The organism is Serratia nevei (assembly GCF_037948395.1).
Classification (GTDB): domain Bacteria; phylum Pseudomonadota; class Gammaproteobacteria; order Enterobacterales; family Enterobacteriaceae; genus Serratia; species Serratia nevei.
Map to the genome: position 1 here is coordinate 1,169,207 of NZ_CP149940.1, position 19,978 is coordinate 1,189,184.

Annotated in this window: 13 protein-coding genes; 4 read left to right on the forward strand and 9 right to left on the reverse strand. The window is 56.8% G+C overall.

Annotated features, from left to right (window positions below):
* Positions 1-10: 10 nt before the first annotated feature.
* From V8N38_RS05490 to V8N38_RS05505, 4 genes are all read right to left on the reverse strand, one after another.
* Positions 11-7,600 carry a hybrid non-ribosomal peptide synthetase/type I polyketide synthase gene (locus V8N38_RS05490; RefSeq protein WP_060440531.1) on the reverse strand — a complete coding sequence of 2,530 codons (7,590 nt, stop codon included), beginning with the start codon at positions 7,598-7,600 and terminating at the stop codon, positions 11-13.
* On the reverse strand, positions 7,593-8,375 hold the full coding sequence (locus tag V8N38_RS05495; RefSeq protein ID WP_072271038.1) for a thioesterase II family protein: 783 nt from the start codon (positions 8,373-8,375) through the stop codon (positions 7,593-7,595). Before V8N38_RS05495 ends, V8N38_RS05490 begins: the two co-directional genes overlap by 8 nt.
* An 81-nt stretch (positions 8,376-8,456) precedes the next feature.
* Positions 8,457-9,680 carry an MFS transporter gene (locus tag V8N38_RS05500; RefSeq protein ID WP_060440528.1) on the reverse strand — a complete coding sequence of 408 codons (1,224 nt, stop codon included), beginning with the start codon at positions 9,678-9,680 and terminating at the stop codon, positions 8,457-8,459.
* 1,045 nt (positions 9,681-10,725) lie between these two features.
* On the reverse strand, positions 10,726-11,790 hold the full coding sequence (locus V8N38_RS05505; protein WP_048322375.1) for an aldo/keto reductase: 1,065 nt from the start codon (positions 11,788-11,790) through the stop codon (positions 10,726-10,728).
* 97 nt (positions 11,791-11,887) lie between these two features.
* On the opposite strand from V8N38_RS05505, the gene V8N38_RS05510 reads away from it, so the two are divergent.
* From V8N38_RS05510 to V8N38_RS05520, 3 genes are all read left to right on the forward strand, one after another.
* Entirely contained in the window at positions 11,888-12,793 is a 906-nt protein-coding gene (locus tag V8N38_RS05510; protein ID WP_048322376.1) for a LysR family transcriptional regulator, read from the forward strand.
* 118 nt (positions 12,794-12,911) lie between these two features.
* Positions 12,912-13,463, forward strand: a complete 552-nt coding sequence (locus tag V8N38_RS05515; protein WP_041033835.1) for a flavodoxin family protein — start codon at positions 12,912-12,914, stop codon at positions 13,461-13,463.
* Between the two features lie 629 nt (positions 13,464-14,092).
* Positions 14,093-15,541: a GGDEF domain-containing protein gene (locus V8N38_RS05520; RefSeq protein WP_038877558.1), complete on the forward strand. Its 1,449-nt coding sequence runs from the start codon at positions 14,093-14,095 to the stop codon at positions 15,539-15,541.
* Between the two features lie 24 nt (positions 15,542-15,565).
* On the opposite strand, the gene V8N38_RS05525 is transcribed toward V8N38_RS05520, so the two are convergent.
* Positions 15,566-16,045, reverse strand: a complete 480-nt coding sequence (locus V8N38_RS05525; RefSeq protein WP_038877408.1) for a cold-shock protein — start codon at positions 16,043-16,045, stop codon at positions 15,566-15,568.
* Between the two features lie 166 nt (positions 16,046-16,211).
* On the opposite strand from V8N38_RS05525, the gene V8N38_RS05530 reads away from it, so the two are divergent.
* Entirely contained in the window at positions 16,212-16,721 is a 510-nt protein-coding gene (locus V8N38_RS05530) for a VOC family protein (RefSeq protein WP_049199972.1), read from the forward strand.
* A 36-nt stretch (positions 16,722-16,757) separates the two neighbouring features.
* On the opposite strand, the gene V8N38_RS05535 is transcribed toward V8N38_RS05530, so the two are convergent.
* Genes V8N38_RS05535 through V8N38_RS05550 form a run of 4 tightly spaced genes read right to left on the reverse strand, consistent with a single transcriptional unit; the run spans position 16,758 to position 19,970 of the window.
* Positions 16,758-17,585 (reverse strand): amino acid ABC transporter ATP-binding protein, encoded by an 828-nt coding sequence (locus V8N38_RS05535; RefSeq protein WP_015376924.1) that lies wholly within the window; start codon positions 17,583-17,585, stop codon positions 16,758-16,760.
* Positions 17,586-17,594: 9 nt separating this feature from the next.
* On the reverse strand, positions 17,595-18,482 hold the full coding sequence (locus V8N38_RS05540) for an amino acid ABC transporter permease (protein ID WP_049199974.1): 888 nt from the start codon (positions 18,480-18,482) through the stop codon (positions 17,595-17,597).
* A 30-nt stretch (positions 18,483-18,512) separates the two neighbouring features.
* Entirely contained in the window at positions 18,513-19,040 is a 528-nt protein-coding gene (locus V8N38_RS05545; RefSeq protein ID WP_015376925.1) for a GNAT family N-acetyltransferase, read from the reverse strand.
* A 9-nt stretch (positions 19,041-19,049) separates the two neighbouring features.
* Positions 19,050-19,970, reverse strand: a complete 921-nt coding sequence (locus V8N38_RS05550; protein ID WP_049199975.1) for an ABC transporter substrate-binding protein — start codon at positions 19,968-19,970, stop codon at positions 19,050-19,052.
* Positions 19,971-19,978 lie beyond the last annotated feature (8 nt).

Consider the following 19,978-nt stretch of genomic DNA (forward strand, 5'->3'; position numbering starts at 1 on the left):
TAACCCTTATTTATTTGCGGCGATTAACCGAAAAGTCCCAAGAGGGCAGTTCGTCTGAACAGGCTGATGCGTTATCGACTTTTGGTTGTTGTGCATCGAGATAGCCTTTTATTTCCGGCAAGGCGATCGTCATGTCCTCAGAAACCTTCTCGATTAACTGAGTAAAGGCGACGGCAAGATTTGCGATTACGTCGGGTGTAAACAAGGCTGTGCGGTAATCCAGCCCGCCTTCCATTGCACCCTGTATGGTAACCAGCGACAGTTTTATGTCGTGCACGTCCAGCAGAAATTCCGCATCGAGCAAGGTGGCCTTAATGCCTGATAACGTCCATGGCGGGGTCGCTACGTCATGCAAGACGAACCACGAGCGGTAAATCGGCGCCGACTGCGACATTTTTCGCTTCGGTCGCAGCGCGTTGACGATTTGATCGAACGGCAGATCCTGATGCCGGTAGGCATCCAGACAGGTTTGTTTGACGCGCAGGCACAGATCTGCAAAGACGTCATGGCGTTGGAAGCGAGTGCGGATGGCGAGGCTGTTCACCATAAATCCGATGACGCCGGCGAGTTCGGGACGGGAACGATGGCCTGCCGCCGTTCCCACCACGATGTCGTCTTGTTGACACCACCAATGCAGCAGCAACTGCCAGGCGGTCATATACCCCATGAAAGGCGTGACACCCAGTTTGGCGCAGAGTGCATCGAAGCGTGCGGTGAGCGTCGCGCTTAAATGGAAAGGATGACGCGCGCCGGTAGCGGTCAGACGGCCGGTATCGACAGGCGTTGTCGGCAAAGCCAGCACCGGCAGATTATCGCCGAGCTGATTGACCCAGTAATCCAATTGGGTGTTAAAGGTCCGGGATGCGCATTGCGTTTGCTCCCATTGCGCGACGTCAAGGAAATTGAGCCTGTCGGACGATTCGGCAGGTGTCCTCCCTGCGACGAGAGCGTTATATATCTCGCTGATCTCACCCGCCATAATGGCAGTGGACCAGCCATCCCATACGATGTGATGCACGGCGATGATCAGGAGGTGACACTGTGCGGAGAATGCGATGAGGCTGGCTCTGAACATATCGCCGCAACGGGTATCGAACGGGCGTGTCGCCGCGGCCGCAAGTGCGCGCTGCATGTAGCCCTCTCGCTCGTGAGAGGGGATGTCGAACGCCTCTTCCAACTGCAGCTGAAATGAGGTCTCCAGCGACGGGGACATATAGGCGTCAGCCCTATCGTCGAGAATGCGGCATGTCAGCACCGAATGTCTGGCGACAAAGATTCGCAGGGCCTGGGACAAGGCATCCACATTAAGCAAGCCGTTCAGTTCGAAAGGTTCCACCAGGTTGTAGGTGCAGTTTCCCGGATGAAGCTGATCATGGAACCACAGCCGCTGTTGGGCGGAGGAAAGCGGCCAGCGGGACATGGCCGGTACCTTGACGATAGGCGGCAGTTCGTCCTCGGTGCGCTCCACATCCAGCGCATTCCTGACGGCTTCAGCAATGCCCCGCATGTTGGGCGTTTCAAAGGCGGCGCGAAGCGGGAATGCCGGGGTAAATTCTCGGCGAATTTGGGTCACCAAATCGGTGAGACGGCGTGAGTCAATCCCGGATTTAAACAGATCTTGGGTAACGCTCAACGCCTCGCCACCCAAAATATTCTGGCCAAGCCGGCAGAGACGACGCTCGATATCGTCCGCCGGAGCGATAAATTCACCGCTATGGCGTGACAGTTGCGGCGTCGGCAGCTGTGAAATATCGACTTTGCCATTGGCTGACAGCGGCAACGTCGGCAGGATTATAATGACGCTTGGCACCATGTAGTCCGGCAGTTGTTCGGCAAAATGACGATGAAGCTGCATTTCGTCGAGCGTGGCATCTTGCCTCGGGCAAAGATAGGCGAGTAGCAGCGCTGAGCCGTCCTGGCGGTGAAGACGAACCACACAGCGATCGACTCCCGGGTGTTTACCGGCGGCGCGCTCTATTTCACCGGTTTCAATACGGAATCCATTGATCTTTAGTTGATTGTCTCTGCGCCCCAAAAATTCGATGGTGCCGTCAGGCAACCAGCGTCCCAGATCGCCGGTTTTGTATAATCGCTCGTCGCTTTGCGGATGGGTGATAAAGCGCGCTGCCGTTTCTGCGGGATTGTTCAGGTAGCCGGCGGCCAGCCCTTTGCCGGCGATATAAAGCTCGCCCGCAACGCCTTCGGGCCGGTGGCGAAGATGGGTGTCCAAAACATAGAAACGTTGGTTTGCCAAAGCCTTGCCATAAGGAATGCTGGTCATCGTCGGATCGATATCCTGGATGAGGTGGAAAATGGACCAAATGGCGGCTTCGGTGGCGCCGCCAAGGCTGACGCGCAGGGCGTTTGGCATTGCGCGGTGAATTTTCTCCGGTAAAGCAACGTTGATCCAATCGCCGCTCATCATGACCAGCCTGATGCTCCTCAGCGTTTCGCTTTGATTGGCGGACAGATGATTGACCAAGAGTTCAACCAAGGCCGGCACCGAGTTCCAGACGGTGACCCGGTATTTCTGCACGCAGGTTTCCCAGTGCGCAGGATCTTTGGCAAGCTCATCTTTCGGCATCACGATGGCCGCGCCGCGCGTCAGTGGCCCGAAAATGTCGTAAACCGACAGATCGAAAGAGAGTGAGGAAAGTGCCAACACGCGATCGTCCTCGCCGATAGCGAAACGCGAATTGATATCGATAACGGTGTTAGCGGCGGCGGCATGGGTGACAATGACCCCTTTGGGCTTACCGGTCGTGCCTGAAGTAAAGATAATGTAAGCCGGCGATGCCGCGTCGATCTCGCCATCGCGCCATTCGTCCGTGAATGCATTCATCGCTTCAGTGATGGGCAGATGCGCGACGGTTGCCGGCCACTCAACGCGCCCGTCGCTGGCGGGCGTCGTTAGTGCGACTCGAATGTCGGCCTCGCTCAAAAGCGCCTGCATACGCCCCTTCGGTAGGGTTGGATCAAGTGGAACATAGACGCAACCGGCGCGCAAAATACCTAACACAGCGGCGACTTGCTGCCAGCCTTTTTCTGCGACTACGGCTACGCGTGCACCGGGCTGGAGCGCCTGCTTGGTCAGCGACAGCGCCACATGGGCGGAGATATTCGCCAAATCCGCATAGGTGAGGACGGTTTCCCCCAGGATAGCGGGCGCCGACGGCTTCTTGTTTGCATAGGCCAAGAAACCCTGATGCAAGCAACTTTCGTCAAAGGCGACGGCCGTACGATTGGCTTCGGCGATGGCGCCGCTGTTGACGCGTTGAGCCAGAGCATCGCGCCAATTGTTTTCATGCCAGATGGCTTCTTCTTTGGGCAAACGCATCAGCAATGCGCGATAGTCCATAAACATGGTGTCAAGCATGTCAGGATCGAAAAGGCCGTCGACCGCATCCCAGTTGATGAGGAGATTGCCTTTTTCTTCGTAAACCTGGCAGTCGAGCCATACGTGTGGCGTTTGCGATATCCCTTCCACCAATTTACCGAGCCGGCTCACAATCGGTTTATCATCGGCGGACGGGAAGATCAGGCTGGTAAAGACATAGGGCATGGTTGGCCGTTCGGCGCTTTTTTCCGCAATGTCTCGCAACATTTTTACGCCGCTGTACTGCAAGGCAGAAAGATCGTCCCAGAGGCGTTTTTGCGTTTTTTTTGCGCGTTGAGTAAAGGTCTCCTCCTGCCGCAGATCGGCTTCGAACAGCAGAACCGAGGTGAAATCCCCCATCACCTGATCGACCTGTGGATGCACCTCCAGACGATTGAAAGCCGGCAGATTCAGGCAAAAATGTGGTGTTTCGCTCCAGTTAGCCAATATCTCCGTATAGGCGGTGAGCAATATGGTGGACGGCGTGAGGCCCTGGCGTGCGGCGGCGTCTTTCAGTTTGCGCCAGACGGCGTTAGGTATCGTCGTTTCCCGGCGAATGAAGCGGCGATGCTCCAGGCTTTGCGGAGCGATTCGCTGCGGCAGGGACGGGGCAGAAGGGAAAGTGTCGACGCGTTTAAGCCAATAGTCGCGAGCGCGCTGATAGGCGGCGCTCTGCTCCAGGCGCTGTTCGGCCAGCACGTAATCTCTGAATGTGATGGCCACCGATTCGGGCTGGTAATCGGCGTGGTAATAACGCTCCTCCAGTTCGCGCCAGAATAACGTAATGCTCCAGGCGTCCATAATCAGCAGATCGAAGCTGACGTGCAGCCGTACGGTGCCATCGGGCAATCGCGAGGCGGAAATATCAAACAGCGGCCATTGATCACAGGGCATCAGCTGATGAGATTTCTGCTCCCTGAGCGCCGTTAACTGAGCCACGGCGTCCTTAGGTTTCAACTGACTAAAATCGTTAGTGTCAATGATATATCGGGGGACGTGGGGGAGAACGCGCTGCATGCCGTCGTGCGTCATGACGGCTCTAAGCATATCGTGTTGAGCGATCAAGGCGTTGAGTGCCTGTTCTAGACGTGCAAGATCCAGATCGGCGCATTCAAACTCTTCATAGGCATGTGCTGCAACATTGCCCGAGTTATTGCCCGCGTTACGTCCAACCCAATATGCGTGTTGAATATCGGTAAGTGGGAACGGCAAGAACGCCTCGTCCGGACGGATTTCCAAGGCGCTTGCATAAATGCTGGCCAGATCTTCTTCCGGTTGCGCCGCTGCGTCGCGTTGCCCTGCACGGCTCTCCAAAGCGGCGAGCAAGCTTTCCACCGTCGGAAATTCGAGGATGTCTCCGGGGCCAAAATGCAACCCCAGCGTACGCGCGCGGTTAGCAATCTGGATGCTGAGAATGGAATCGCCACCGAGGTCGAAGAAGTTTTCTTTCGGCTCAATATGCGCGACTCCCAGCGCTTCGCTCCACAGCTGCGTCAGTTTTTCCGCCAGGGTGTTCGCCGGTTTCGCCTGTTCAGGCGCATTTTCGTTGTCGACGGCGCTGATGGCCGGCACCGCGTTAGTGGTTTGCGGTTCAGGGTCGACCCAGTGACGGGCGCGATCAAAGCGGTAAGTCGGCAGCGGAATTTTGTTGCCCCGCGATGAGTGGGGTATCGTCTGGCCGTAACACCAGCGCTGCTCCTGGATGCGCAGAAGTGACGCCGGGCCACTTAATCCCGTGTGCTCGGGCGATAGCAACGGGATGGCGTTGACATCTTTGCGGCCGGCGCCAATGGCGCGCGCAGCTTGGCTCAATGAGGTGCCTGGCCCGCACTCGAACAACAGGAAGGCGTGTTGATCGATAAGCGTTGCCAACCCATCGGCAAAACGCACGGTGCCACGCAGATGACGCACCCAATAATCAGGGGCCGTCGCCTCTTCATCAGTGATCCATGTTCCGCTGAGATTGGAGATAAAGCGCTGACGCGGCGGTGTCAGGGTGACCTGAGCCAGCACGTCACCAAAAGCCTGCAAGCAAGGTTCCATCATGGCCGAATGGAAAGCATGAGAGGTTTCAAGGGCTCGGCAACTGATGCCCTCGCGCTCCAATGACCGGCGAAACGTGTCCATAACATGGGCGGGGCCAGAGATGACGGTCAACGCCGGCCGATTGACGGCCGCGATGGATAGGGCGGAGGGTAGCCGAGAGTGCAGGCTTGCCTCGTCAGACATGACGGCCAACATCTCGCCGTGATCCATGCTTTGCATCAAGCGGCCGCGTGCCGAAACGACCTTGACGGCATCTTCAAGCGTAAAAACGCCGGCGAGGCAGGCTGCGACATATTCGCCGATGCTGTGTCCTATCATGCCTTCGGGGATCAGGCCGGAAGCCAGCCAATGTTTCGCCAGCGCATATTCGACGGCGAAAATCGCCGGTTGCGAAAGCCGGGTTTGCGCCAGCAATTCGTCATTGTCCTGCGCCTTGTTGAACAACAGTGAGCGTAAGTCGTGGTCGATAAACGGTTGGAACAGCTGCGCCAGCCGATCGAACTCTTGGGTGAAGATGTCGCCGGTGTGATACAGGTTGGCTCCCATACCCTGATATTGTGTTCCCTGGCCAGGAAACATAAACGCTATTTTCATCGGCGCGTCGCAGGCTTCTCCGAAGCACATGGTTTTGGCTCGCTCGGTTTCCAGCTGCGCGATGGCCTCTTCCACACTGTCGGCCGTTATGGCGGCGCGCACGGGAAACGCTTTTCGACCTGTCGCCAACGAATAGGCGACATCGGCGAGAGATGCCTCGGTATGGTTGCGTAAATAATGGGCTAGTTGCTGCATTGTCGCGCGCAAGGCGACCTGGTTTTTGGCCGAGAAGCGTAATGCGCAGGTGGCGGGTTCTGCGGCAGGGGAGACGGTGGAAACCGGGGGTTGCTCCATGACGACATGGACATTAGAGCCGCCGATGCCGAAGGCGCTGACTCCCGCCCTGCGTGGCGAGCTTCCTTCCCAGGAAGTTCCTTTACTCGTCACGGTAAACGGGGTACCGGCGAAATGGATGGCGGGGTTGGGCGTCCGGTAATGCAGCGTAGCGGGAATATAATCGTGATAAAGGCTTAGCGCGGTCTTGATAAATCCGGCAATACCGGCACCGGCGTCAAGATGGCCTATATTGGATTTGACCGAACCGATCTTACAGCTTGCGGCTGGACAGTCGTCGCCAAAAGCGGCCGCCAGCGCGGCGATTTCTATCGGATCGCCCAAGCTGGTGGCCGTGCCATGGGTTTCAACGTATCCGATAGCGTCGGGCGTCACGTTAGCAACAGCGTGCGCCATTTGGATAACACGGGTTTGGCCTTCGACGCTGGGGGCGGCATATCCCACTTTTTGTGCGCCGTCATTGTTGGTTGCAGAGCCGCGGACGATGGCATAAATATGATCCCGATCGTTGATCGCATCATCCAGGCGTTTTAATACCACGATCCCTCCGCCATTCCCGCGCACTGTGCCGCTGGCATGTTCGCTGAACGGTTTGCAATGCCCGTCCTGTGAGAGAATGCTGCCCGGTTCATACCGATAGCCTTCTTCAGCCGGGTATTCCAGTGAGATACCACCGGCCAGGGCGATATCACACTCTCCTGCCAGCAGGGACTGGCCTGCAGTGTGTACGGCCAGCAATGAACTGGAACAGGCAGATTGAACGACGATGCTCGGGCCTTTCAAATCGAGTTTGTAGGAGATGCGGTTGGCCGCGTAATCCTTGTCATTGCCAATCAGCAATTGCATTTTGCTGGTGGTGGCGCAAAGCTGCCTATTGTTCGCGAGATTATGCAACCAATACCCGCTGGGACCGCTGCTGACATAGACACCGACGTTTTGTTGGTGACATGTGGCGGCATAGCCGGCGTTTTCCAACGCTTCCCACGCGCACTCAAGTAGCAGGCGTTGCTGTGGGTCAGTGATCGCCGCCTCTTTTGGCGACATAGCGAAAAATTTTGCGTCGAATTGATCGACATCGGTTAGCAGGTAGCCTGCGGGGACGTGCCAGGAACCGTCCGTGGAGGCTTGCGGCGCAAAATCAGCGTGCCAAGTAACGGAATCGATCTCCTGACAGAGATTATTCCAGTAAGCGTCGATGTCTCCTGCCCCGGGAAAACGCCCGGCCATTCCTATGACGGCCAGTTCGATGCCGGTAAATTCATTGTCGAGAGTTTTTTCTAATTCAGGCATGAGCATGATTCCCCTGGGATGTCGGCGGCATGTGCCGAGATAATCTGGCGAGTACGTTTTTCACGTCTTGCAACCAAATATCTTTTTGTTCGTCAAATAAGAAATGGCCAGCATTAAATTCGCGCCATTCGACGGTATTGGCGGTAACGTCTAGCCAGCCGCGAGTTGCCTGGCGATCGATCACCTGGTCGTGCAAGCCGTGGCAAACGTGTATTGGACATGTCAACGGGGCTTTACCCGTTGGTGCATAGCCGTCACTCGCCTCCAAATCTGCGCGGATGGTTGACAGAAAAAGCTCATAAAATTCCGGTGTCGCGGCATCCTGTGCGTTGATGCCACCCAGTTTGACCAGGCAATCGATCAGCTTTTCCGCCGACATCTGATGCCAGTTTTGTCGAGTTTTGTGATAGTGGGGAGACCTCTGGCTGGCGATCAATAGCGCGTGAACGCAGGCACCATGCTGTTCCAGCCGCGTTGCCATCTCATAGGCCAGCAGGCCGCCGTAGCTGATGCCAGCCAACACCAGCGGCGCATCGAGATAGGGTTTAATACGAGCGAATACGTCATCGACCACTTGCTCCAGCGTGGAAAAGGCAGGTTCAATAAAACGTTCTTCTCTGCCGGGAATAACGGGAATAAGAATATTGGCATATTCCTGTAATTCGGCATGCCAGGTACGATATCGGCTGGTACCCCCACCGGCATGAGCAAAGCAAATTAAATTTATGGCCGACGGCCGTGATGCAGACAGCTCACGGATAAAATGATTACCCATGCTAAGTCCTTAATTATTTTATGTGAAAAGGGGAAATAGCTGGCGGGCTGTATTCCCGCCGTGATGCCATTTTTCCTATTTTTATTCAGATTTTTTTAGCGTGACAATTGCGGCAATTAACGAGAGCAACGCCAATAAGGCCAGGCTAAAAGTAATAACCAGGGGAGTTCCGCTATTAAACTCGGCAATAAACTGCGTGGCAACGCTTGCGAGAAGCATACTGATGAACATGCTCAATCCTGCCGCGGTGCCCGCCAGAGGCTTGATCGCACCAATGGCACCGGCCTGCGCTGCCGGGCTGGTGATGCCGTAGAAAATACTGAATACCATCGTTGGGATGACCAGTGCGGGAATCGACCAGATGTTTATCAGGCTTAGCGTCAGAGCGAGCAAGCTGAAAATAAAGCCGATGATGCTGCCCAACAGCAAACGGCGCCGTAGCGACAGACTTTGCGGTAAACGGCTGGCCGACAAGTTACCGATAATGGCGCTGCCAGACACCATCAATAGCAGTAAACTGGCGCCAGAGGCGGAAAGTTGGAAGGTCTGCGTCAGCACGATGGGTGCGGCAGCCATAAAGGCCATAAAGGCCGACTGAGCGAAACCAAATTGAAAGGCATTGCCGAGAAAGGTGGCGTTTTTCGCCAACTGCCCATAGTCATGGAACAGATTGCTTTTGCCTGCTTCTACGCCAGTTTGCGCTTTGCGGGTTTCGGGGAGACTGAACAAGATGATAATAAACACGATGACTGCAATAGCGCCGATCAGAATGAAATTGGAACGCCAACCAAAGTTATCCGTTAATAAACCACCCAATGGCACGCCCAGTAGAGGCGATATCATCATAGAAGCGACCAGTTTCGACATGACATTTGCCGCTTTTTCGCTGTGATAGATATCCATGACGATAATTCGCGCCGCAATAACGCCGGCCGCCCCGCCCGCCGGTTGAATAATACGGCCCAAAATTACGGCTTCAATGGACTGCGCCGATAAACAAATGAAGCTACCAATAATCAGGATCGCCATGCCTAACAGTAATATTGTTCTGCGTCCCAGTCGATCAGCCAATCTTCCATATACCAGACAAGCAAGGGCAAAACTGATCATCGATAGAGAGACTGTCAGGTTGGCGGTCGCAGGTGTTGTTTCAAAGTATTTAACCAGGCTAGGCACTGAAGGCAGGAAAATTTGGAATGAGGTTGGCCCCAAACCTGACAATAGGATGAGAATGAATTGCAATAGGGCGTGATTGACGTGCGTTTGCTCGCTGGCGTTATCAGAGGACATCTGTCTTCCGTTCATTGCTTCTTCCTGTATTGAATGTGAGAGACAGCTAAATACCCGCGACATACCGCAATGGGCATTCACTGCCAAAAACAAATTATTAGAATCTATTTAATTACCTTGCTAACCATTTGTGCCTGTGTTTGGCGAAGTGATTAGGTTTTTTTTGTTGTTTTTAAAAGACTTTTATCATCACGCTGCTGCTGGTAGGGATTGTGATGTTATGTAAGGTTAAGTCCTCTTTTGTTAATCAAAGGTAAATATATGCAAATATTATTTATCTATAAGCTATATCCAAGTCAATCAGTAAGGTTAATTTATTTTAATGTTTTTTCTGCTGATTTAAGGTGAGTGTCGCTGCAGGCCTTGATAAGTCTGCAATCAGGCTGTCGTTGAGTATTCCTTGATTTTTTAATAATGAGTGGGCGGTCACAGAATAAAAAGGATGAAAAAAAGAGCTATTTTTATAGCTTATGAAAATAGAAAAAATTGATGTTTTGGTTTTTTGTATTGTTAAATTCGCATAGTGTTGGTTTTAAAAACTGCCTTGTTGTTGCTATTTGGCGATTTTAATCGACTGCGATAATGGGGTTTCTCTCCCGAGCCCTTCCTGTCGTCCATGTTTCCGGGGGCGAAAGAAAAAATGGCGGTCTGATAGGGCGGACTCTGGTTCACGAATTGGGTGATTAATACTTTTTGTGATTATTATGATTGTTAATTATTTGTGCTGATGTTTAATGCTATTGTTTGCGCAAGGATGAATGATTGAACAACGAATTCAGTAAATGTTTGCATGGTATGACGAGGGCTTAGTGACATCTTCACATTCAAACGGGTTTAAGGGGGCGCGTCACTCTCGGCTATATGGCCGTGGATGAGTTTATCGGTTGTTTCATCTCCCCATTCGGCGTTACATCTGGCCGAGCAAACTTACGCGGGGATGACAGTTCTATACATTGGGATTGGTACTGTAGCTCTACCCGATGATGTTGTGTGTTATCCATTCCCTGTAGTGTATTACCCCATCCCTGTTAAGTTTATCCCGCCTTGCGCGGGATTTTTTTTATCTGCGCCGGGCGAGATGCACGCCGCCGGTCATGATGTTGCGGGTGGCTGGCAGGGCGAGAAAATCGTGCGGGAATCCCAGCTCGATGGCGCTGAGATCGTCCAATCGTCGCCAATGATCTTCCGCCAGCGCCACCTTCAATGCGCCGAGGTTATCTTCCAATTGCGCCAGGGTTCGGGCGCCGACGATCGGCGCGGTGACCATCGGGTGACGCAGTGTCCAGGCCAGCGCGATTTGTGATGGGGAATATCCAGTCTCATCAGCTATCTGGTTGACGGCGTCGGCGATATCAAGATTGTGTGCGTTCAATGTCCCCTTGGCGCGCACGGCTTCACGCCGAGAGCCCGCTTCATCGGGCGACGGTTGCAGATCCTGCCGCCGGTATTTGCCGCTTAATACGCCGCCGGCCAGCGGCGACCAAGGGATCACGCCCATCCCCAATTCTTGCGCCATCGGCATCAGCTCGCGTTCGACGGTGCGCTCCAGCAGACTGTACTCGATTTGCAGAGCGATCAGCGGCGACCAGCCACGCAGGTCCGCCAGCATTTGCATTCTCGACGCCTGCCAGGCGGGAAGGTCCGATACTGCCACATACAGCACTTTTCCGGCGCGTACCAAATCGTCCATGGCGCGCATGATCTCTTCCACCGACGTGGTGAAATCCCAGGCATGCAGATAGAGCAGGTCGATGTAATCGGTATTGAGCCGTTGCAGGCTTCCCTCCACCGATCGCAGCATGCTTTTGCGGTGATTGCCGCCGGAATTGGGATCGTCCGGCTGCATCGGCAGGGTGTATTTGGTGGCGATCACCAACCGATCGCGGCGCCCGGCGGCGAATTCCCCCACGAAACGTTCGGCGCTGCCCTCGGTATAGCGGTTGGCGGTATCGATAAAGTTGCCGCCGCGTTCGACATAAACGTCAAACAGACGGCGGGCTTCGGCCAGTTCGGCGCCCCAGCCCCAGTCGGCACCGAAGGTCATGGTGCCCAGCGCCAGCGGTGAAACGCGCAGGCCGGAACGGCCCAATAAACGATAGTGATCCAGCGATAGTGACGTGTTCATAGGCATTCTCCCGTGTAGGTAGCGTCTACAGTAGCGCCCGCAGGTTGTTTAAGGAATGCGCTATAATCTTCATGAATTATTAAGGAAGGAGAGCATAATGAGGGGCAGTGATTTCGCCGAGTTGCGCGCCTTTGCCGCGATTGTTGAGCACGGCGGTTTCGCTCGCGCCGCTGCACATTTGGGCATGTCCGCTTCGGCGCTCAGCCAAACGCTGCGCAACCTGGAGGCGCGTTTGGGTGTGCGTTTACTGAATCGCACCACTCGCAGTGTGGCGCTGACTGAAGCCGGAAGACAGATGTTGGCGCGCCTGACGCCCGCGATGGCCGAGATTGACGCGGCGGTGGCACAGGCGGTCGAGCAACGCCAGAACCCCTCGGGTCTTTTGCGGCTTAATGTAACCCGCGTGGCGGCGTTACATTTTCTGGCGCCTTTGATCGCGCCGTTTCATCATCAATATCCTGATATTACGCTCGATCTCAATGTTGAGGAGCGGTTGGTGGATATCGTTGCCGGCGGTTTTGACGCCGGCGTGCGGCTGCACGAGAAACTGGCGAAAGATATGGTGGCGGTCAAGCTGGGCGGGGAGGTGCGGATGCGCGTCGTTGCTTCACCGGCGTATTTGGCGCGTCACGGCCGGCCGTCAACACCGGGCGATCTGCATCGACATCGCTGTTTGAATTACCGCTGGCCGACCAACGGCAGTTTGTATCGCTGGGAGTTTGAGTGCGACGGTGAAAAGCAGGAGATCGCCGTGGAAGGGCCGGTGATAGTCGATGAGCCGGAAGTCTTGGTGCGGGCTGCGATGGATGGGGCTGGCATTGCCTACCTGTTTGAGCAACAAATTGCCGCCGGTTTGGCCGATGGCCGGTTGTTGCCGCTGCTCGATGCCTGGACGCCGCCGTTCCCCGGTTTCTATCTGTACTATCCGGCAAACCGCCAAATGCCGCGCCCGCTGCGTGCTTTTATCGACTTCGCCCGTCAACAGGCAGAGCAGGGCGCATAACGCGATTTTTTTGAATAACACCGTCAGTTTTATTCGGTATTCAGCCGCTGCGCGCTTGATTAGATTGAACGCGAGAGGGGCGCCGTCGGCGCCTTTGTGCAATGAGTGGAGAATTTCTATGGCGAAGACAGTAGTGGTGTTTCATTCCGGCTACGGCCATACCGAGCGTTTGGCGAAAGTGGTGGCGGAAGGCGCCGGGGCGGCACTGATCGCCATCGACCAGAACGGTGATATCAGCGACGAAGCCTGGCAGACGCTGGATGAGGCGGACGCCATCATCTTTGGTTCGCCGACCTATATGGGCGGCCCATCCTGGCAGTTCAAGAAATTCGCCGACGCCAGCTCCAAGGCCTGGTTCGGCCGCAAGTGGCAGGACAAAGTGTTTGGCGGCTTTACCAACAGCGCCAGCCTGAACGGCGACAAGCAGGTCACGTTGATCGCGCTGCAGACGCTGGCTTCGCAACATGGCGGCCTGTGGGTCAGCCTGGGGCTGCTGCCGGCCAACACCAAATCGGCGCAGCGCACCGACGTCAATAACCTGGGCGGTTCGGTGGGGCTGCTGGTGCAGACCCCGGCGGATGCCGGCGTGGATGAGATGCTGTCGGGCGATCTGGCGACCGCCAAGCTCTATGGCCAGCGCGTAGCGGGTTTTGCCGCCAAACTGGCGTAAGGTCTTCCGTGCGGAGAGGGCAGTGACGCGACTGAACGGACGCCGCGTTCATTTTCTCTGCACAATTGGCGTGTAAGCTGCGAAATGTTATTAGCCTGCTTGGGCTAACACTGCATTTCGTACAAATATTCCCGGTTCCTAGGCCGGGTTTTTTGTTGCTAAGGTCTGCTTAAGCTTTCACCGCTATACTGCGCGGCAGCACAGGCATGCAACGTATGGCTGTGTCGTAACTGTCGATTTGCTGTTGTTCAAGCAAGCCCGCGCTATGCGGGCTTTTTTTGGGTTGTTATTGCACGGGCGGCCCAGTTGCAGGAAAATAATCGCGTAGTTATTCAAACATCATTCAACGACCAATAACCACAAACTTATTAATGTAATTAACGCCGTCGGCGGCCTATTACGCTATGCGCTATGCTGACAGCAGAGTCGGCATTATTTGCTGACGCTATGCGGGTGAGCCCGCCGCGGTCGCATCAGGCTAAGAAAAGTCTGTTAATTAAATGTTAACGTTTTTTATTATTGATTTGTCTGGCTTTTTTGGTTGAAATCCGAGTTGACTATCCCTCACTGGCCGGGCGAGAGAGTATGCACATTATTATTCTGGTTATTAGCGAAATATGGGCGAGGCGATGAACGTCAGAATAAACGCCAGGCATGGCCTGCCTCTGACGGTTCAGCTGATCAATCTTTTCATGCTGGCCTTTTTACTTTCTCTGGTGGGTATTCTTAGCCGGCCAATTGGTTCGCTTTCTTTATTTTGGCCGGTGAATGCGATTCTGCTCGGCCTGCTGCTGCGCAAACCCGTTTACGCCACGCCGCTCGGCTGGCTTACCACCTATCTGGGCATGGTTGCCGCCGATCTCAGCACCGGCGAAGGCTGGTCCCTGGCGCTGTGGCTGAACGCCTGCAACATGTCGCTGATCGCCGTCGGTTACGGCATCATGCTGATGCTGCCCCAGTCGCAACGGCGCATGGGCAAACCCCAGGCGATACTCTATATGTTCAGCGCCAGTCTGGCCGGTGCGGCGGTGGCGTCGACGCTGTCGGTGCTGCGCAACGACAGCCTGTACAACAACACGGTGGTGGTCGCGTGGCTGGCCTGGTTCAGCGAGCAGTTCTCGACGACCTTGCTGCTGTTGCCGGTGCTGATGGCGGCACCGCGGCTGAAGCAGCTGTTGCGCATACAGGTGCGTTGGCGTTTGAAAGGCTGTCTGCCGCTGCTGGCGCTGCTGCTGTCGCTGATATTCAGCGTCTATATCGGCGGGCCGGGCGCTATCGCCTTCCCGATCCCGGCGCTGCTGTGGTGCGCGGTGCGTTATCAGCTGTTCCCCGTGACGTTGCTGACGTTGTTGACCGGCATGACCGAGATCAGCAGCATTTCCGCCAACCTGGTGCTGTACGAAACGCCGAACAACCACAACGCCTTCCTCGACACGCTGATGTCCGCCCGCTTGGGCATCGCCATGCTGGTGATGGGGCCGCTGATCCTCGCCAGCTCTATCGCCGCCAACCGCAAGCTGATGCGGCGTCTGGAGCACAGCGCCAACCACGATTTTCTGACCGGGGTGCTGGCGCGCAGCGCGATGACGCGCAAAGCGGGCGAGCTGCTGGAGCACAAGCACCGCTCCAAAGAGGCGGTGTCGCTCCTGCTGATCGACATCGACCATTTCAAGCAGATCAACGATACGCATGGCCACAGCGCCGGCGATCAGGTTTTGGCGTCGTTCGCGCACATCGTGCGGCGCGAGCTGCGCCACGATCAGCTGTTCGGCCGCTTGGGCGGGGAAGAGTTCGCCATCATGTTGCCGCGCGCGCTGGCGGCACAGGGCGTGGCGCTGGGGGAACATCTGCGCCGGCTGGTGGAGCAGGCGGAACTGCAGGCGGAAGGCAAACAAACGTTGAAAATTACCATCAGCGTCGGCGTAGCCAGCCTGGCGATGAACGAAGTGAAATCGCTGGAGCAGCTGATGAATATGGCGGATATCGCGCTGTATCGCGCCAAATCGCAGGGGCGTAATCGGGTGGAGTCGTTCAACGTGGTGAACGGCAACAGCGTCGAGCATATCCTGTTCCGCTAGGGCTCGACGCTGGGCAACCGGCGCTTACAGGCTTTTCAGCGCCTTGATGGTCTCATCCATATCGATCTCGTGCTCGGAGAAGGTATGGGTGGTGTTCTGGAAAGTGGTAATGGTCAGCATGCGCAGCGTTTGCATGGTCTGCGCCTGGTCTTCGGACTGCGGGCGAATGCGGTTCATCAGCAGGCCGACCGACAGCACGGTGTTCTCTTTATCCACGTCGGCTTTGACCGGCACTTCCTTGGTGAAAGTGTTGAAAGACTTGATGCTGGCGATCTTGATTCTTTCGTTGGCGATGATGATGTATTTGCTGGGCGCCAACACTTTGACCGCATAAGCCGACGGGCCTTTGGTGTTATTGGTCGGTTCGAAGGTCACCGCCGCATTTTTCTTAATCAGCTCCGGGTTCTGCACTTTAATCACGTGAAAATAACGATTTTCTCCGTTCTCGTCGGTAATAAAGCCGAAGCCTTTGTCTTCAAAAAAAGTCGTTATCTTGCCGTTCATCGCTATTCTCACAAAAGGGTTCTATACAGCGCTTATGATAGCGCGGAATGCCTTGCAGCGACAGATTGCGCGGGCGGCATTTAGTCATGCGATAACGGCATTTAGCGGCTTTCTCCCCACATGCTATGTTCATGCTGACTTCATTCAATGCGAAAAAGGAATAGCGATGGGCATCAAACGTCTCAATCACGCCGTGCTGTATGTCAGCGACGTGCGGCAGAGCGCCGACTTTTATCATCAGGTGTTGGGGTTCAAGCTCAAGCCGTCCGACAGCCCCGATCGGGCGGTGTTTACCCAGGCCGCCGATTCGGACAACGATCACGATTTGGCGCTGTTCAGCAAGAACCTGGGCCAGCAGCGTGCCGGGGTATTTCGCGCCAACAACGAGCCGCCGGCGGAGCATGAGCCACCGGCCGGGCTGTACCATCTGGCCTGGGAAGTGGACAGCCTGGAGGAGCTGGAGCGCATTCGTCACCAGCTGGCTGAACGCGGCATTCTCGGGCTGGAAGAAGATCACGGCGTGCACAAAAGCATTTATGGCCACGATCCGGACGGGCTGCTGTTCGAGGTGACCTGGTTTATTCCGCCGGCGTTGCTGACCGAAGAGGACAAAAACCAGCAGGGGATCCGCCCGCTGGATTTCGCCGCCGAGAAACGGCGTTTCGCCGGCCGGTAAGCGGCTCGGGTACGGGGCGCCGCGGCGCCCCGACGATCACAGCACTTTGTTGAGAAAGTTGACGGTGCGCGGATGCTGCGGCTGAGCCAGCACTTGCCTGGCGTCGCCCTGCTCGACGATCTGCCCGTCGACCATAAATACCACCCGATCCGCCGCTTCGCGCGCAAAGCCGATTTCATGGGTGACCACCACCAGCGTGACGCCCAGATCCGCCAACCCCTTTATCACGTCTAGCACTTCGCCGACCAGCTCGGGATCGAGCGCGGAGGTCGGTTCATCGAATAGGATCACCTTAGGGTTCAGCGCCAGCGCACGCGCGATGGCGATGCGCTGCTGTTGGCCGCCGGAGAGGTGGCGCGGGTAGGCGTCCGCCTTATGGCGCAGCCCGACGGTATCCAGCAGCTCATAGGCTACCGCTTTCGCCCGTTCGCGGGAGTGGATCTTGTGCACCACCGGCGCTTCGATGATGTTTTCCAGCACCGTCAGGTGCGGGAACAGGTTGAAATTCTGGAACACATAGCCGACGTTGATGCGTTGCCGAAGGATGGCCTTTTCCTTCAGCTCATACAGCCGGTTGCCCTTGCGGCGATATCCGACGTAGTCGCCGTCGATGCGGATAAAGCCTTCGTCCACGCGTTCCAGGTGGTTGATCGCCCGCAGCAGCGTCGACTTTCCGGAGCCGGAAGGGCCGAGGATCACGGTGACGGTGCCCGGCTGCAGCGTCAGGCTGACGTCGTCCAGCGCCTTGTGTTTGCCGAAGAACTTGCTGACGTTGCTGATTTCGATTAGGCCGCGCGCCGGCACTGGGGTGAGGTTGCGCGCCGGCTGCTCGGGCAAGGCGTAATAATCAATGGCTTCAGACATGCGGGTCTCCTAACGTTTTAGCCAGCCGGCCAGTTTCTGCCAGGGCGTCGGCGGCAGTTCGCGCACCGCGCCTCGGGCGAAATAGCGCTCGATGTAGTATTGGATCACCGACAGCGCGGTGGTGATGAACAGATACCAGACGGTGGCGACCATCAGCAGCGGTATCACCTGCTGGGTGCGGTTATAGATAACCTGAATGGTATAAAACAGCTCCGGCAGCGCCAGCACGTAAACGATCGAGGTGCCTTTCGCCAGGCTGATGATCTCGTTGAAGCCGGTCGGAATGATGGAGCGCAGCGCCTGCGGCAGAATGATGCGGAAGGTGCGGCGATAGCCCGGCAGGCCCAGCGCCGCCGCCGCTTCGTGCTGGCCGTAATCCACGCCCAAAATGCCGCCGCGGATGATCTCGGCGGTGTAGGCGGACTGCACCAGCGTCAGGCCCAGCACCGCCACGGCGAATTGGCCGAGAATGTCGATGGTCGGATAGCTGGCGAACACCACGGAGGTGAAGGGAATGCCCAGCGAGATGGCGTCGTACAGGTAGGAAAAGTTGTACAGGATGATCAGCACCAGAATCAGCGGCAGCGAGCGAAACAGCCAGATATAACCCCAGGCGAGCGACGCCAACAGGTAAGAGCGCGACAGTCGCGCCAGCGCCAGCAGGGTACCGAACAGGATGCTGAACAGCGTGCCGAGCAGCGTCAGCAGCAGGGTTTGCCCCAGCCCCGCCAGCACCGCAGGCGCGAAGAACCACTCGGCGAACACGCCCCATTCCCAGCGCGCGTTGCCCGCCACCGATTGCACGATGGCGGCCAGAATAAACAGCGAAAACAGCGCGCCGATCAGCCGCAGCGGATAGCGGGCGGGCACCACTTTCAAGACGTCTTGTTTGGACATGTCATGTCTCCTGATACAGATAAAGGGGCCTTAGGCGATTTTCCTTTCCGACGCGCAACAACATGCGTCCTCTGCAATCAGGCTTTTGCGGAACGGCAGGCGGCCATCGTAGGGTGGGCGGCTGTAAACCTCGCTGTCGACGGTGGGATCGAACTGCGGCTGATACCCGTTGCTCAGATACAGGCCCACCGCTTCGGGCTGGCGAAAACCGGTGGTCAGATAGAGCCGGCGATATCCCTGCGCCAGCGCCAGCGTTTCGAGCTGCTGCAACACCCGCTGCGCCAGGCCCTGGCGCCGCAGATCGCCCCGCGTCCAGATGCGCTTCAGCTCGGCGGTTTGTGCGTCATAGCGTTTGAAGGCGCCCATGGCGATCGGTGCACCGGCGCGCAGCAGCACGATGAAGGCCCCCTGCGGCGGCGCGTACAGATCCAGCGGTTCCGGTTCCTGGTCACCAAAATAGTCGCCGTAACGCTGGCGATATTCGCCGAACAGCCCCTCGATTACCGGGGCGATCAGCGGGTCGGTCGGCAGCGTCTGAATGAAGGTGTCTTGCGTCATCGCGCGCTCCTAGTCGCCCAGGCCGGGCGGGTTGATTTCCGACTGCGCAAGGCGTTCGACGCTCTCGCCCCAGCGGTTGAGCACCCGATCGTACTGCCCGCCGCGGATCGCGCCGTTCAGCGCTTCGTTCACCGCCTGCACCAGGCCGTTGCCTTTACGGGTGGTGACGGCGATGTGCGCCGCCTTGGGCCAACCGCCTTCCACCGTGCCCGCCAGCCGGGTGCGGCCGTTCAGCGCCGCTTTATAGGCGCCCAGCACGTTCGGCCCGAAGTAGGCGTCGGCCCGGCCGGATTGGATCGCCAGCGTGGCGGCCGCATCGTCGGTCACGTAGATCGGCTGGAAGGGTTTAAGCCCCTGCTGCCGATTCTGCTTGTCCCATGCCAGCAAGATGGCTTCCTGATTGGTGCCGGAGCCGACGATAATTTTTAATCCGGCGATATCGGCAGGCTGTTTGATCGTCGCGATCTTGCCGCCGGTTTTGACATAAAAGCCGAGCGAGTCGATGCGGTAGGTGGCGAAGTCGAAGCGGGTTTTGCGCTCTTTGGTCACGGTGACGTTAGTGATGGCCGCGTCATACTTGCCGGAAACCACCCCCAGCGGCCAGTCTTCCCACGAGGTTTGCACCACGTTAAGCGTTAGGCCCAGGCTGTCGGCCACCAGCTGTGCGATATCCACTTCGCTGCCGATCAGTCGCCGGTTGTCGGCGGCGAACAGCGCCAGCGGCGGCGTGTTGAGTGCGGCGATCGCGACGGTGAATTGGCCCGGCTTCACGAAGTGGAAATCGGCCGGCAGTTTGGCGATCGCCTGCGGGTTTTTCGGCGCGTGGATCGGGGTTTCATTGGCCTGCAAATCGATGCCGGTGCCCGCCAGTGCGGCGCCGGTCAGGCTCAGCAAGGCCGCCACGAGGGCGGCGGTAACGGTTTTCTGCATAGCGGGTA

Coding starts and splice junctions, on each gene's coding strand:
- V8N38_RS05490 (WP_060440531.1), bottom strand. CDS start 7,600: ATGCCTGAATTAGAAAAAACTCTCGACAATGAATTTACCGGCATCGAA.
- V8N38_RS05495 (WP_072271038.1), bottom strand. CDS start 8,375: ATGGGTAATCATTTTATCCGTGAGCTGTCTGCATCACGGCCGTCGGCC.
- V8N38_RS05500 (WP_060440528.1), bottom strand. CDS start 9,680: ATGAACGGAAGACAGATGTCCTCTGATAACGCCAGCGAGCAAACGCAC.
- V8N38_RS05505 (WP_048322375.1), bottom strand. CDS start 11,790: ATGAACACGTCACTATCGCTGGATCACTATCGTTTATTGGGCCGTTCC.
- V8N38_RS05510 (WP_048322376.1), top strand. CDS start 11,888: ATGAGGGGCAGTGATTTCGCCGAGTTGCGCGCCTTTGCCGCGATTGTT.
- V8N38_RS05515 (WP_041033835.1), top strand. CDS start 12,912: ATGGCGAAGACAGTAGTGGTGTTTCATTCCGGCTACGGCCATACCGAG.
- V8N38_RS05520 (WP_038877558.1), top strand. CDS start 14,093: ATGAACGTCAGAATAAACGCCAGGCATGGCCTGCCTCTGACGGTTCAG.
- V8N38_RS05525 (WP_038877408.1), bottom strand. CDS start 16,045: ATGAACGGCAAGATAACGACTTTTTTTGAAGACAAAGGCTTCGGCTTT.
- V8N38_RS05530 (WP_049199972.1), top strand. CDS start 16,212: ATGGGCATCAAACGTCTCAATCACGCCGTGCTGTATGTCAGCGACGTG.
- V8N38_RS05535 (WP_015376924.1), bottom strand. CDS start 17,585: ATGTCTGAAGCCATTGATTATTACGCCTTGCCCGAGCAGCCGGCGCGC.
- V8N38_RS05540 (WP_049199974.1), bottom strand. CDS start 18,482: ATGTCCAAACAAGACGTCTTGAAAGTGGTGCCCGCCCGCTATCCGCTG.
- V8N38_RS05545 (WP_015376925.1), bottom strand. CDS start 19,040: ATGACGCAAGACACCTTCATTCAGACGCTGCCGACCGACCCGCTGATC.
- V8N38_RS05550 (WP_049199975.1), bottom strand. CDS start 19,970: ATGCAGAAAACCGTTACCGCCGCCCTCGTGGCGGCCTTGCTGAGCCTG.